The following is a 12,759-nucleotide window of genomic DNA, read 5'->3' on the forward strand; positions in this document are numbered from 1 at the left end:
AGCACAATCGAGCCGGGCGGAAACCGCCCTTTTCGCTGATGGTCGACTGATGGCGGGCAGGAATCGACGTGTAAAGCGTGGCCGAAGCGGCACTAGCGCTTTCATGGGAGCTGTAGCAATTGTGCAACAGCTCCGTCCCGGTAATTACGTATTAGAATTTTGTAATTAAATTACGGGGACTTGTGGATACTACTAATGCAGTCCCAGCATCGGCCCCGCCATCAGCAGCGGGTCGATTTTCGCTTCCCGCCATTTGAGGCTCCAGTGGAGGTGCGGGCCGGTGGCGCGGCCGGTCATGCCCGATCGGGCGATTTCCTGGCCGCGCTTCACATGCTCGCCGACCTTAACCTCGATCTGCGACAAGTGGAGGAACGCGCTCGACAGGCCCATGCCATGGTCGACCATCAGCAGATTGCCTTCGAGGCTGTAGGGATGGTCCGCCGCCAGGATGACAACGCCATCGGCCGGCGCGAACACCGGCGTGCCGATCGGCACCGCGACATCGGTCCCCGAATGATAGCTGCCCGCCTCGCCATTGGCGAAGATGCGCTGCGAGCCGAACAGCGTCGAGATGCGGCCCAGCGCCGGCCATAGGAACGGTTGGTCCCAGCCATGCGCATCGGTTACCATCGCGCGCGCGGCATTAATCTGGGCAAGCTCGGCCGGGCGGATTTTGGCGAATTCGGGCTCGGGCACGGGGTATTTGGGCAAAGTCGGCAGCCGCGAAATATCCCAGCCGCGCGGCGAAATCGTCAGCGGATCGGTAACGACGCCCCCCGAGGCAAGCCGAGCGACGAGCACCGCGATCGGCTTGGCGTCGCGATCGAACGCGATCAGGAAGCGGCCGTCGGGCGTCAACGGCACCGGTGCGCCATCCAGGCTCAGCGCGACGGTGCCGGCGGGCGCGTGGCCGATGATCGCGCCGCCTTGCGTCATCGGGCCCTTCAAGATGAAGCCATTGGCATCTGGAGTGGCGCGCTTCGTCGCGGGCTGCGGACGAGGATCGAGCGGCGGCAAGGCCGGCATCGTCTTGGCGGTCGTCACGTGCGTCGGCGCCGGCTGCGATGTGCCCGGCTGGGCAAGCATGGCGGCCGATGTCAGCGCCAGCAACGCCGATCGGCTCGCGCGTTTCATCGCCCCGCCATGGCGCGCGTCGCGACTTCGGGGCTGGCATAGGCTTCCTGCCGGCGCACGCTCCAATAGCGCAGTTCCTCAAGCGCAATGCGTTCGCCCGTCACCGCGCACAGCACGTGATCGCCGGGGGCAAGCACGCGAAAGCCGTTCGCCATATAGTGGAGGCGGGCGGGGCGATCATTGGCAGACATCAGCATCGGCATTACTCGGGTAGCGACAAGTCAAAGCAGTTTCGGCTGGTCGGCGCGCGCGGCCGGCCCCGATTTGGTCTGCGGCTTGTCATAAGGCTTGGTGGTCGCACCCTCAACCCGCGCGTCGAGCGGGCCATCGCGAAAATGCAGCGTGAGCGTGCCGGCCTCGCGTGCCGCCGCGGCGCTGGTCAGCACCGCGCCGCCGGGGCGGGCCGAGGCGCGGACATAGCCGCGCTGGAGCAGCGCATCGGGATTGACCGCCTCCAAGAGCCGCGCGGTCCGATCGAGATGCGCGCGCGCTGCCTCCAGCCGCCGGTCGAGCATCGCCGGGCGCAGGATGGCGCCGGTGCGATCAAGCTCGCGGCGCGCGCGGCTGGCCCGATCTGCGAGCGCGCGATCAAGGCGCGTGGCCACGTCGTCGAGCCGCTGGCGCTGGGGCCCGAGCAGCGCATCGCGCCGGGGGAGTAGCCGCGCCATTGCCGCCAGCCGCTCGCGCCCGCGCTCGATCTGGCGGCGGATCTGGCGATCAAGGCGGGTGCCGAGGCCCTCGACGGTCGCGATCAGATCGGCGCGCACCGGCACCGCCATTTCGGCAGCGGCGGTGGGGGTCGGCGCGCGGCGATCGGCAGCGAAATCGGCCAGGCTCGTGTCGGTCTCATGCCCGACCGCCGAAATGATCGGGATGCGGCAGGCGGCGATCGCGCGCACCACCGGCTCCTCGTTGAATGCCCAGAGATCCTCGATCGAGCCACCGCCGCGCGCGACGATGACGAGGTCGGGACGCGGTACCGCGCCATCGGGGGGCAGCGCGTCGAAACCCTGGATCGCCGCCGCAACTTGCCGGGCCGCGCCCTCGCCTTGCACCAGCACCGGCCACAGCACGACATGGCTGGGAAAACGATCAGCGAGGCGATGCAGGATATCGCGGATCACCGCGCCGGTCGGCGATGTCACCACGCCGATCACGCGCGGCAGATAGGGCAGCGGCTTCTTCCGATCCGGGGCGAACAGCCCCTCCGCCGCAATCTGCGCCTTTAAACGCTCGAACAGCGCCATCAACGCGCCCTCGCCCGCCAGCTCGAGCCGATCGATGACCAGCTGGTATTTGGAACGACCGGGATACGTCGTCAGCTTGCCGGTCGCGATCACGTCGAGCCCGTCCTGCGGCGCAAAAGGCAGCGAACCCGCCACGCCTTTCCAGATCACCGCGTCGATCACCGCGCCCTCGTCCTTCAGCGCCAGATAGGCATGGCCCGAGGCGGCGCGCTTATAGCCAGAAATCTCGCCGCGCAGGCGGACATGGCCGAATTCGCTCTCGACGACGCGCTTCAGCCGCTGGGCGACTTCGCTCACGCTCATCGGCGCGGCGTTGTCGCCGGGCGCCACCTCGGCTACCAGCCGGCCGCGCGCTTCGGGGAAGTCAGTGGCCATGGCAGAGTTGATCAACGTCCTTCTGGTGGGATCGGGCGGCCGCGAGCATGCGCTGGCGTGGAAGCTGGCGCAATCGCCCCGGCTGGGCACGTTCCATGCCGCGCCGGGCAATCCCGGGATAGCGCGCCACGCCCGGCTCGCAAGCCTGGATGTGACGGATCATGCGGCAGTGGTGGCTTTCTGCGCGGATCACGCGATCGGGCTGGTGGTGATCGGGCCGGAAGCGCCGCTGGTTGCGGGACTGGCGGACGACCTGCGCGCGGCGGGCATCGCGGTGTTCGGGCCAAGCGCGGCGGCGGCGCAATTGGAGGGTTCCAAGGGCTTCACCAAGGATTTGTGCGCGCGCGCCGTCATTCCGACGGCGGGGTATGAGCGGGTTGCGAGCCTCGACGCCGCCCGCGCCGCGCTCGCCCGGTTCGGCGCGCCGGTGGTGGTGAAGGCCGATGGCCTCGCCGCCGGCAAGGGCGTGACGGTGGCGATGACGATGGCCGAGGCGGAAGCGGCGATCGACGCGATCTTCGCCGGGCCGGGCGCTGCCGTGATCGAGGAATTTCTGGAGGGCGAGGAAGCCAGCCTATTCGTGCTGACCGACGGCACCGCGATCATGACCTGCGGCTCGGCGCAGGACCACAAGCGCGTCGGCGAGGGCGATACCGGCCCCAATACCGGCGGCATGGGCGCCTATTCCCCCGCGCGCGTGCTGACCCCCGAGTTGGAAGCGCGCGCAATCGAGGAGATCGTCAAGCCCACCGTCGCGGCGATGGCGGCCGCGGGGACGCCCTTTGCCGGCGTGCTCTATGCCGGGCTGATGCTGACGGCGGACGGCCCCAAACTGATCGAGTACAACGCCCGCTTCGGCGACCCCGAATGCCAGGTGTTGATGGCACGACTGGAAAGCGATCTGCTCGACATCATGCTGGCGGTGGCGGAGGGGCGGCTTGGCGAGCAACCGGCGGCGCGCTTCGCCGACGATGTCGCCCTGACGGTCGTGATGGCGGCCAAGGGCTATCCCGGCACGCCGCAAACCGGCGGCGCGATTGCGGGGATCGACGCGGCGGAGGCAACCGGTGCGATCGTGTTTCAGGCGGGCACGGCGCTCAAGGACGGCGCGCTAATCGCGAGCGGCGGCCGCGTCCTCGCCGTCACCGCGCGCGGCGCCACTGTCGCGCAGGCCCAGGGGGCCGCCTATCGCGCGGTCGACGCGATCGATTTCCCCACCGGCTTCTACCGCCGCGACATTGGCTGGCGGGAAGTGGCGCGGGAAGGGATCAACGGTCAGGACGGGCCGAACTCGCGCGAGCGTTGACTGGCAACGATAGCGCCACCGCTTAACGGGCCGGATCGAGGCAAAGGCCCCTCGACCGGTTCCGCAGGACCGTCGCGGTCATTCCATCGACTCCACCAGTCCAATTCTGGAAAATATCGCACCATGGTTGCGTAGAAGTGCGATTCCTGCTCGGGATCGAATGGTTCCCCCTCGAGATCCTTTTTCGGCATCGATCGGCTCCAAGGTCCTAATAAGCGTTCGGCGCGGTGAAAGCGTACCACTATGCCGCGACGCTGACCAACAGCTTGTCGATCCGCCGGCCGTCGAGATCGACCACTTCGAACCGCCAGCCCTGCTCGGCAAAGCTCTCGCCTTCGTCTGGCAGACGCTTGAGCACCGCCAGCGCCAGCCCCGCCACCGTCGCATAATCGCGATCCTCGGGCAGATCGAGATTGAGCCGCTCGGCGAGCAGATCGACCGGCATCTGCCCCGCGACCAACAGCGATCCGTCGTCGCGCTCGACTACCCAGGGCGCATCGTCGGGCCCGCTGTCCGACGCGAATTCGCCGGCGATGGCGGCGAGCAGGTTAGCCGGCGTCACCACGCCTTCGAAATGGCCATATTCGTCATGGATCAGCGCCATCGGCACGTCGGCGGCGCGCAGCGTGTTGAGCGCGTCCATCGCGTCGATCTGGTCGACGACGACCGGCGCCGAGCGGCGCAGCGCCAGCAGATCGAGCGGCCGCCCGGCCACCAGCGCCTGTGCCACGTCGCGCGCCTGGACAACGCCGATGATATTGTCGATCGAGCCTTCGCCCAGCGGCAAGCGGCTGTGCTGCGCCGCACCCAGCGCCGCGCGGACGCCTGCCTCATCGAGCGTCGCATCGAGCCATTCAACATCGGTGCGCGGCGTCATCACTTCGCGCACCGGCCGGTCGGCTAAGCGCACCACGCCCGAGATGATCGAGCGCTCATGCTCCTCGATCACACCTGATTTGGAGGCTTCGGCGACGATCAGGTGCAATTCCTCGGCGGTCACATCGTCATCGGCCTCGCGGGTGAGCCGCAGCAGCGCGAAGAGCAGCCGGCTGGTCGAATCGAGCAGCCAGACGATCGGCGCGGTCGCGCGCGCCAGCCAGCGCATCGGCACCGCGACCACCGCGGCAATCCGCTCCGGGTTGCGCAGCGCGATCTGCTTGGGCACGAGTTCGCCGACGACCAGCGAGGCATAGGTGGTCAGCCCGATGACGAGCGCAAAGCCCAGCGTCTCGGCGGTCTTCGGCCCGAAGCCGAGCAGCGCCAGCCGCGCCGAGGTCGGCTCGCCCAGACTCGCGCCCGAATAAGCGCCCGAGATGATGCCGATCAGCGTAATGCCGATCTGCGAGGTCGAGAGCAATTTGCCCGGATCCGCCGCCAGCATCATCGCGGTCCGCGCACCCCGCACATGCGCGCGCGCCATCGCCTCCAGCCGCGCTTTGCGCGCCGAAACGATCGCGAGTTCCGACATGGCGAAGCCGGCATTGACGATGATGAGCGCGAAAATGATCGCGACGTCGATCCAGGGAAAAGGAGGAAGCGGTTGCATGGCGCCTGTTGCGCGCCTGCTTTGCCTTACTTTGCCGGCGGCGACAACCGCATGCGTCGGGGCGCGATCAGCGCCGCTCGGCAAAGAAATCGCGCAACAACCCAGCCGCCTCTCCTTCACCGATACCGCTGAACACTTCCGGGCGATGATGGCAGGTCGGTTGCGCGAAGACCCGCGCGCCATGCTCGACTGCGCCGCCCTTGGGATCGGGCGCGGCGTAATAGACGCGGTCGATCCGCGCGAGCGCAATCGCGCCGGCGCACATCGCGCACGGCTCCAGCGTCACCCACAAGTCGCAGCCATCGAGCCGGTCGCGGCCGAGCGCCGCCGCCGCCTCGCGAATCGCCAACATCTCAGCGTGCGCGGTCGGATCGTGCAGCGCGCGCGGTGCATTGGCGGCGGTGGCGATCACGCTGTCACCCAGCATCACCACCGCGCCGACCGGCACTTCGCCCTTGCGGGCAGCGGCATGCGCGGCATCGAGCGCGCGGCGCATCGGGTCGGGCAGCGGAAACATCGCGTGTCCGATATGGCGGGGCGACGCGCGCGCCGCCAGTGGCTTAGTTGCGGGTGTCGCCGTCCGCGCTATTCTGCGCCGTCTCGGTCGTGGCCGCACCCGTTGGCCGATCGATCTTGATCGCCGGCACGGCAACTTTCTGCTCCTGCAGCGCGACGGTCGGCAGCTTCACCGTCTTTTCCTCAGTCCCGACCGTCACATTGGCGACGTCCGCCTTGAACGCCGGCGCCTGGCCGCCTTGCAGTGCGACATTGGGCAGCTGTGCCTGCTGCGTCTGCCGGACGTTGACCAGCCCCAGCGACATCGCCCCGATAAGCAACAGCGCGGCGATACCGATCAGCGCAAAAATCCCTCGCATCGTTATTCTCCCGTTCCAGATCGTTGGTCGGGTAACGCGGCAAGCTGCGAAATGGTTTCTTCGGTTTTTACCGCTCTTGCGGCATCCAGAGTTGACGTCGCGCGCCCAAGCAGCTATCTGCGCGGCCTTTCTGGGCAACCGTAGATCAGGATTTACCGACGATGTCGCGCATTTGCGAGCTGACCGGCAAGGGCCGGCAGGTGGGACACAATGTTTCCCACGCCAACAACAAGACCAAGCGGACCTTTCTGCCCAACCTGCAGAATGTGACGCTGATCTCTGACGCGCTCGGCAAGAGCGTCAAGCTGCGCGTTTCGACGCACGGCCTGCGCTCGGTCGAACATGTCGGCGGCCTCGACAATTGGCTGCTCAAGACGAGCGACGACGATCTGTCGCTGCGCGCGCGTCGCCTGAAGCGCGACATTCGCAAGAAGGCACAGGCCGCGGCCTGAGTCGGTTACCGGCGCCCGCGCGGCGCCGGCTCCAGCCTAAATGCCAGCAGCAGCGATTGCTGGGAAATGCTCTGGTTATCGTCCGAGACGATCCAGATGACCGGCCCTTGCGCGTCGGGCCCCACCGCGATCCCTTCATAATTGTCGTGCAGCACATCGCCGGCGAAACGCGCGATCTCGGCGCCAATCAGCCGCCCGCCGGGGCGAATCGCCTTGGGATCGATGGTCGTTACCGCCACCTCAAAGCCGCCGGGCAGATGCAGCCGGCGGTTGAGCAGGATGATGCGCCCATCGGGCAGCTCGGTCGCGTCCGACGGATCGAAGCCGCCGGGCGGCGGCACATAGGAAAAGCGCAACGGACGTGCGCGCGACTCGGTCGGGTCACCATCGAAGAGCAATGCTTCGCGGCGATCCTTCGGAGCGCCGTCGCGGGTCTGCTCGGCAATGACGATGAAGCGACCATCGCTGAGCCGCACCATCGTTTCCGGCCCGCCATTGGGGGGCCAGCCCGCCATCTCACGCGGCTCGACATGGCGTTCGGCTCGCGCGAAGCCCGGCGCGTAGCGCCAGATCGCGTTCCAATTCTCAAACCCCACCCATAGCTGCCCGGTCCGGGGATCGCGCACCATCGATTCGCTGTCGCGATCTTCCTTGCTCCAGCCGGTGCCGGGGCCAGCGGGCAGGCTCTGCATCTCGGGCGCCCGAACACGGCCTCCCGAGTCGAGATTGAAGCGCAACATCTCACCGCCGTCGCTGAGCAACGTGAAGCGATCCCCCACCACGGTCAGCGATGACCAGCCGCCAAACACCGGATCGTTGCTCGTCAGCCGATAGCCGCGCAGGAAACGCAATTGCCCGACGCGATTGCCGCCGTCGCGCCGAATCACCACCGGCGTCAGGCTGAACGGCGCGGCATGATCGAGCGGCGCATTGCGATCGAGCCCGCTCCAGCCGGGGACGAGCAGCAAGGCCAGGATCAGCGAGAGCAACAAGCGCATTCCCGCCGCTTTAGGCGCGTTTCCGGGCGGCGCAATCGGCCCGATCCGTCCCGAAACGATCCTGAACGCAAGATAACGAGGCCATTCAGCATCGGCTCAACGCGCCTGGAGCAAATAGTCCTCACGACGACAGGGAATCTCGAAGCACGGCGCTTCGACGAGCTGCCGAAGGAGATGAACGATGTTGAAGAAGATCACAATTGCCGCAAGCGCGCTCGCGATGGCGACCACGGGTATCATCGGTGCCGTGCCCGCCAGTGCCCAGACTTACGGCCAGTATCAGGGCGGTTACTATCACGATGGTGGCCGCGATTATGACGGTTATCGCGGTGATTATCGTGGTTATGACAACCGCGGCTATGACAATCGGGGTTACGATGATCGTGGCTATGATTATCGCCGCTACGACAATCGCGATTACCGCGACTATCGCTACGATTATCGGCGCTGCCGGGGCGATGCGACCAACGGCGCCCTGCTCGGTGCGGTGATCGGCGGCCTGTTCGGCAACGTGGTTGCGGGCCGGCATGACCGCGCGGCGGGCACCATCGTCGGCGCCGCCGGCGGCGCCATCGCGGGCGGCGCGATTGCCGACGCGAACCGCTGCCGCCGCTAAGCCCAACCCTCCCGTGGCGTAGCGAGGGTGGCCGGCCCGTTCCCGATGTGGGAGCGGGCCGGTCTTTTGTTGTGGGGCTTGGCGGGAGAGCCAACGGCGAAGCCGTCGGCCGGGTTCGGGCGAGGCCCGACCCGCCGGCCGTGCCGGGCGCTGCGCTGCGCTCATCGGCCCGCGGCGCGCGGGCCTGCGCCCGTCAGTACATATGCTGCCCGCCGTTGATGCTCAGCGTCGAGCCGGTGATGAAGCCGCCATCCTCCGAGCACAAAAACGCCACGCCGCGCGCAATTTCATGCGCCTGACCCAGGCGGCCGACCGGGATCTTCGCGACGATCTTCTCGAGCACGTCCGCCGGCACTGCCGCGACCATGTCGGTATCGATATAGCCCGGCGCGATCGCGTTGACGGTTACGCCCACCTTGGCGCCTTCCTGCGCCAACGCCTTGGTGAAGCCGTGGATGCCCGACTTCGCCGCCGCATAATTCACCTGGCCATATTGCCCGGCCTGGCCGTTGATCGAGCCGATATTGACGATGCGCCCCCATTTGCGCTCGCGCATGCCGGGGAACGTCGCCTTCGCCATGTTGAAACACCCGCCGAGATTGGTGTCGATGACTTCCTTCCACATATGGTAGGTCATCTTGAGCAGCGTGCCGTCGCGCGTAATGCCGGCATTGTTGATGACGATGTCGATCGGCCCCAGCGCCGTCTCGACCGCGTTCACCCCTTCCTGGCACGCATCGAAATCGGCGACATCCCATTTGAACGCAGCGATGCCGGTGCGATTGGTAAAGGCGTGGGCGCGCTCGTCATTGCCGGCGTAATTGGCGGCAACGGTGACACCCGTGTCGCGCAACGCCAGGCTGATCGCCTCGCCAATGCCTCTGGTGCCGCCGGTCACGATTGCAACGCGTGTCATCAAGCCTCTCCGTTATGATTTGGCGCCAACGCTAAGACGCTGGCAGCCACCCGGCAAGCTCACGCGCAAGTAAAGCACGCAACATGGCAATCCCTGTCTCGCTGTCATTGAGGCAGGGGAGATAAGCAAAGTCGGTGCCGCCGGCCTCGACGAAGCTTTCGCGGCCGCGAATCGCCAGTTCTTCCAGCGTTTCCAGGCAGTCGGCGGAAAAGCCTGGCGCGACAACGGCGATGCGCTTGACCCCCTTGGCGGGCAGTTCCTCCAGCGTCTCGTCGGTCGCGGGTTCGAGCCATTTGGCGCGGCCGAAGCGCGACTGGAACGTCACCGTCACGTCGCGGCCCAGCGCCTCGCCGAACAGCCGCGCCGTCTTCTGGCACTGGCAATGATAGGGATCGCCGAGCAGCAGCGTCCGTGCCGGCATGCCGTGGAAGCTGGTGACGAGCGCCTGCGGCTCGAAATCGAGGCCGGCGAGGCCCGCGCGCACCGACGATGCCAGCGCCTCGATATGCTCGGGCGCGTCGTAATAAGGCGCGAGCGTGCGCAGCGCCGGCTGCCAGCGCCAGGCCTTAAGTGTATCGAAGACGAGGTCGTTCACCGTCGCCGTCGTCGCGCCGCTATATTGCGGATAGAGCGGCGCGACGAGCAGCCGGTCGACGCCCGCCGCGCGCATCGCCTCGAGCCGGTCGGGGATGCTCGGCTTGCCGTAGCGCATCGCCCAGTCGACGATCACCTCTGGACCGAAGGCGCCCTCCAGCGCTGCCGCCTGCGCTTTGGTGATGACCGCGAGCGGCGACCCTTCCGGCCGCCACACCTGCGCATAAGCTTCCGCCGATTTGCGCGGGCGAGTGTTGAGGATAATGCCGCGCAGGATCGGCTGCCACAGCAGCGCCGGGATTTCGACGACGCGCGGGTCGGACAGGAATTCAGCGAGATAGCGCCGCACCGAGGTGACATCGGGCCCATCGGGCGTGCCGAGATTGACCAGCAGCACGCCGATGCGGGGGCGCGGCACCGGCGGATGATCGGGCGGCAGCATCATTTGCCCAGACTCAGCGGCAATTGCCGCAACCGATAGCCGGCCGAGGCTTGCAGCGCATTGGCGATGGCGGGCGCGACCGGCGGCACCGCCAGCTCGCTCACCCCGCCCGGCACCGCCTCGCTCTTGATCAGCTCGACGGTGATGTCGGGCATGTCGGCGAGGCGCGGCAAGTCGAGCGCGTGGTAGCCGCGCGCGGTGGGCAGGTTGCGATCGATCTCGATCGGCGCGCCGAGCGCGGCCGCCATGCCGAACAGCAGCCCGCCCTCGATCTGCTGGCGAACGAGATCGGGATTGACCATCCGCCCGCAATCGACCGCCGCGACCAGCCGATCGACCTGCGGCTTGCCATCGTCGAAATGCGCCTCGGCGAGCACCGCGATGAAACTGCCGCGAAAGCTGTGGCAGGCAATCCCCTGGCCACTACCGGCAACCCCGCCTTCCCAGCCGCCAAGCGCGGTCGCGGTCGACAGGCAGCGCACCAGCCGGGTGTCGGCGGCGAGCGCGACGCGGAACGACAGGGGCTCGGTGTTCGCGGCGTGGGCCAGCTCATCGAGGAAACACTCGTTGAAAAAGCAGGTGTAGCTGTGCGCGCCTGATCGCCAATGGCCGGTCGGCAGGCCGATATCAGCGGGGTGATGATCGATCGCGAAGCTTGGGAAGCGGTAAAAGGGCACCGCGCCGGCAATCGCATAGGGGTCGCCGATGCCGCCGGTTGATGCGACGGTGCGCGCGGCGGTGTCGTGATCGAACAAGCGGCGCGCCAGCTCGCGGCCGGTGCCCGGCGCGGCGATCTGCGCTTGCCAGCCGATGATCTGGCCATTGGCATTCAAGCGCGCCGTCATCCGCGCGGCGGCAGGCGCACGGAAGCGATCGTGCATCAAATCTTCGGCGCGCGACCAGGTGAGCTGCACCGGCCGGCCGACGTCGCGCGCGATGATCGCGGCTTGCACCGCTACCTCATGCTCGAGATTGGCGCCAAATGAACCGCCGATCAGCATCGGGTGGATGATCACGCGCCCCTCGCCGATGCCGAGCGCCGCTGCTGCCGCCGTCCGCGCCAGGCTGGGTGCCTGGGTCGGCAGCCACAACCTGAGCCGGCCATTGTCGTAATGCGCGACTGCCGTCATCGGCTCGAGTGCGGCATGCGGGGCCAGGCCAACGCGATAGTCGGCGCCGATCACCCGCGCGCCCTTGAACACGGCGGAGAGATCCCCGCGCGCCGCCATCCGCTCGCCCTGACCCGAGAGCGCCTTGGTCAGCGCCGCGTCGATGCTTGCCGAGTTCACTACGGGCCCTTGCGTCTCGAAGCGCGGGCGCAGCGCGTTCAGCGCGCGGTTCGCTGCCCAGCCATCGGTCGCGACCGCCGCGACCCAGCCGGGCTGCTCGACCACGGTCAAGAAGCCGCGCACTTTCGCCGCCGCTGCGCGATCATAGCCCGTCAACCGCGTGTCGCCCGGCGGCCCCTGGCGAATGCCGGCGAACACCATGCCGGGCAGGCGGACGTCGCCGGCGAACCCGGCACTCCCATCCACCTTGGCCGGGGTGTCGAGCCGGGGCAGCTCGATGCCGTACAGCCCGCCGGTGCCATCGCGGATCGGCAACTGATCGGGGACATGATAGCGCACCGCATCGGCAGCGAGTTCAGCAAAGCGCAGGCGGCGCTGGCCTGAGAACACGAAGCCGTCCTTGGTGTCGCACGCGCTCGCCGCGACGCCGAGCTTGGCCGCGCCCGCCTGGCACAGCAGCGATCGCGCGGCAGCACCCGCAGCGCGCATCGGGTCCTCGAACGCGCGGACCGAGGTCGAGCCCGCCGTCAGCACCAGCGCGTTGCGCGCGGCATGGCCATGCTTCGCGCCTTCGGGCACCGCGCCGAACAGCCCCTCGAACAGCTCGTCGACCGCCATGGTGTTGACGTAGAGCGGGTTGAGCGGCGCCGGCTCGACCGAAATCGTCCGCCAGTCCGCGCCGAGCTCATCGGCGAGCATCTGCGGCAAAGCGGTGTAGACGCCCTGGCCGTGCTCGGCTTGCGGCACCGCGACCGCGACATGGCCGTCTGTGCCGATCTTGAGCCAGCCGTTGATGATCGTCTCGCCCGGCGCAGCGGTCAGGTTGAGCGGATAATCGCGCGGCCAGATTGCCCAGGCGAGCACCAGCCCCAGCCCCGCGCCGCCGCCGATGAGCAGCGTGCGGCGATCGATCGTCGCGAGGCGCTGGCGGAGGGGAGCCGAGGTCATCGGCTCGCGCTGTAGCGGCGC

The 12,759-nt window shown here is 67.8% G+C and carries 13 protein-coding genes; 3 read left to right on the forward strand and 10 right to left on the reverse strand.

Annotation, left to right across the window (positions count from 1 at the left end; all coding sequences use genetic code 11):
• Nucleotides 1–192: 192 nt before the first annotated feature.
• Genes ACLB0R_RS05715 through xseA form a run of 3 tightly spaced genes read right to left on the reverse strand, consistent with a single transcriptional unit; the run spans nucleotide 193 to nucleotide 2,756 of the window.
• Nucleotides 193–1,134, reverse strand: a complete 942-nt coding sequence (locus ACLB0R_RS05715) for a M23 family metallopeptidase (RefSeq protein ID WP_416642377.1) — start codon at nucleotides 1,132–1,134, stop codon at nucleotides 193–195.
• Nucleotides 1,131–1,331: a DUF2093 domain-containing protein gene (locus ACLB0R_RS05720; RefSeq protein ID WP_416642378.1), complete on the reverse strand. Its 201-nt coding sequence runs from the start codon at nucleotides 1,329–1,331 to the stop codon at nucleotides 1,131–1,133. Before ACLB0R_RS05720 ends, ACLB0R_RS05715 begins: the two co-directional genes overlap by 4 nt.
• Before the next feature lie 24 nt (nucleotides 1,332–1,355).
• Nucleotides 1,356–2,756: an exodeoxyribonuclease VII large subunit gene (gene xseA, locus ACLB0R_RS05725; protein WP_416642379.1), complete on the reverse strand. Its 1,401-nt coding sequence runs from the start codon at nucleotides 2,754–2,756 to the stop codon at nucleotides 1,356–1,358.
• Between the two features lie 10 nt (nucleotides 2,757–2,766).
• On the opposite strand from xseA, the gene purD reads away from it, so the two are divergent.
• The gene (purD, locus tag ACLB0R_RS05730) at nucleotides 2,767–4,062 is read left to right on the forward strand and encodes a phosphoribosylamine--glycine ligase (RefSeq protein ID WP_416643024.1); all 1,296 of its coding nucleotides are present in this window, start codon (nucleotides 2,767–2,769) and stop codon (nucleotides 4,060–4,062) included.
• A gap of 241 nt (nucleotides 4,063–4,303) precedes the next feature.
• Here the strand turns inward: purD and ACLB0R_RS05735 are convergent, their stop codons facing one another.
• From ACLB0R_RS05735 to ACLB0R_RS05745, 3 genes are all read right to left on the reverse strand, one after another.
• Nucleotides 4,304–5,608, reverse strand: a complete 1,305-nt coding sequence (locus ACLB0R_RS05735; RefSeq protein WP_416642380.1) for a hemolysin family protein — start codon at nucleotides 5,606–5,608, stop codon at nucleotides 4,304–4,306.
• Between the two features lie 67 nt (nucleotides 5,609–5,675).
• Nucleotides 5,676–6,125 carry a nucleoside deaminase gene (locus ACLB0R_RS05740; protein WP_416642381.1) on the reverse strand — a complete coding sequence of 150 codons (450 nt, stop codon included), beginning with the start codon at nucleotides 6,123–6,125 and terminating at the stop codon, nucleotides 5,676–5,678.
• A 43-nt stretch (nucleotides 6,126–6,168) separates the two neighbouring features.
• Nucleotides 6,169–6,483, reverse strand: coding sequence for a hypothetical protein (locus ACLB0R_RS05745; protein ID WP_416642382.1), 315 nt, complete (start codon nucleotides 6,481–6,483; stop codon nucleotides 6,169–6,171).
• 161 nt (nucleotides 6,484–6,644) lie between these two features.
• On the opposite strand from ACLB0R_RS05745, the gene rpmB reads away from it, so the two are divergent.
• Nucleotides 6,645–6,935, forward strand: coding sequence for a 50S ribosomal protein L28 (gene rpmB / locus ACLB0R_RS05750; RefSeq protein ID WP_416642383.1), 291 nt, complete (start codon nucleotides 6,645–6,647; stop codon nucleotides 6,933–6,935).
• Between the two features lie 5 nt (nucleotides 6,936–6,940).
• Here the strand turns inward: rpmB and ACLB0R_RS05755 are convergent, their stop codons facing one another.
• The gene (locus tag ACLB0R_RS05755; protein ID WP_416642384.1) at nucleotides 6,941–7,933 is read right to left on the reverse strand and encodes an esterase-like activity of phytase family protein; all 993 of its coding nucleotides are present in this window, start codon (nucleotides 7,931–7,933) and stop codon (nucleotides 6,941–6,943) included.
• Nucleotides 7,934–8,114: 181 nt separating this feature from the next.
• Between ACLB0R_RS05755 and ACLB0R_RS05760 the strand changes: the two genes are divergently transcribed.
• Nucleotides 8,115–8,549 carry a glycine zipper 2TM domain-containing protein gene (locus tag ACLB0R_RS05760; protein ID WP_416642385.1) on the forward strand — a complete coding sequence of 145 codons (435 nt, stop codon included), beginning with the start codon at nucleotides 8,115–8,117 and terminating at the stop codon, nucleotides 8,547–8,549.
• A 193-nt stretch (nucleotides 8,550–8,742) separates the two neighbouring features.
• Here ACLB0R_RS05760 and phbB read toward each other — a convergent pair whose 3' ends face one another.
• From phbB to ACLB0R_RS05775, 3 genes are read right to left on the reverse strand one after another with little or no spacing between them, the layout of a single operon-like run.
• Nucleotides 8,743–9,465, reverse strand: a complete 723-nt coding sequence (gene phbB, locus ACLB0R_RS05765; RefSeq protein WP_416642386.1) for an acetoacetyl-CoA reductase — start codon at nucleotides 9,463–9,465, stop codon at nucleotides 8,743–8,745.
• 31 nt (nucleotides 9,466–9,496) lie between these two features.
• Nucleotides 9,497–10,504 carry a ferrochelatase gene (gene hemH / locus ACLB0R_RS05770; RefSeq protein WP_416642387.1) on the reverse strand — a complete coding sequence of 336 codons (1,008 nt, stop codon included), beginning with the start codon at nucleotides 10,502–10,504 and terminating at the stop codon, nucleotides 9,497–9,499.
• Nucleotides 10,501–12,738: a xanthine dehydrogenase family protein molybdopterin-binding subunit gene (locus ACLB0R_RS05775; protein WP_416642388.1), complete on the reverse strand. Its 2,238-nt coding sequence runs from the start codon at nucleotides 12,736–12,738 to the stop codon at nucleotides 10,501–10,503. Before ACLB0R_RS05775 ends, hemH begins: the two co-directional genes overlap by 4 nt.
• Between the last annotated feature and the right edge of the window lie 21 nt (nucleotides 12,739–12,759).

The organism is Sphingomonas sp. GlSt437, assembly GCF_048015635.2.
GTDB lineage: Bacteria > Pseudomonadota > Alphaproteobacteria > Sphingomonadales > Sphingomonadaceae > Sphingomonas.

Bases quoted from the DNA above. Each gene is read 5' to 3' on its own strand.
- phbB (WP_416642386.1), bottom strand. From the start codon at position 9,465: ATGACACGCGTTGCAATCGTGACCGGCGGCACCAGAGGCATTGGCGAG.
- xseA (WP_416642379.1), bottom strand. From the start codon at position 2,756: ATGGCCACTGACTTCCCCGAAGCGCGCGGCCGGCTGGTAGCCGAGGTG.
- ACLB0R_RS05755 (WP_416642384.1), bottom strand. From the start codon at position 7,933: ATGCGCTTGTTGCTCTCGCTGATCCTGGCCTTGCTGCTCGTCCCCGGC.
- ACLB0R_RS05760 (WP_416642385.1), top strand. From the start codon at position 8,115: ATGTTGAAGAAGATCACAATTGCCGCAAGCGCGCTCGCGATGGCGACC.
- ACLB0R_RS05720 (WP_416642378.1), bottom strand. From the start codon at position 1,331: ATGCTGATGTCTGCCAATGATCGCCCCGCCCGCCTCCACTATATGGCG.
- ACLB0R_RS05740 (WP_416642381.1), bottom strand. From the start codon at position 6,125: ATGTTTCCGCTGCCCGACCCGATGCGCCGCGCGCTCGATGCCGCGCAT.
- ACLB0R_RS05715 (WP_416642377.1), bottom strand. From the start codon at position 1,134: ATGAAACGCGCGAGCCGATCGGCGTTGCTGGCGCTGACATCGGCCGCC.
- ACLB0R_RS05735 (WP_416642380.1), bottom strand. From the start codon at position 5,608: ATGCAACCGCTTCCTCCTTTTCCCTGGATCGACGTCGCGATCATTTTC.
- rpmB (WP_416642383.1), top strand. From the start codon at position 6,645: ATGTCGCGCATTTGCGAGCTGACCGGCAAGGGCCGGCAGGTGGGACAC.
- ACLB0R_RS05775 (WP_416642388.1), bottom strand. From the start codon at position 12,738: ATGACCTCGGCTCCCCTCCGCCAGCGCCTCGCGACGATCGATCGCCGC.
- hemH (WP_416642387.1), bottom strand. From the start codon at position 10,504: ATGATGCTGCCGCCCGATCATCCGCCGGTGCCGCGCCCCCGCATCGGC.
- ACLB0R_RS05745 (WP_416642382.1), bottom strand. From the start codon at position 6,483: ATGCGAGGGATTTTTGCGCTGATCGGTATCGCCGCGCTGTTGCTTATC.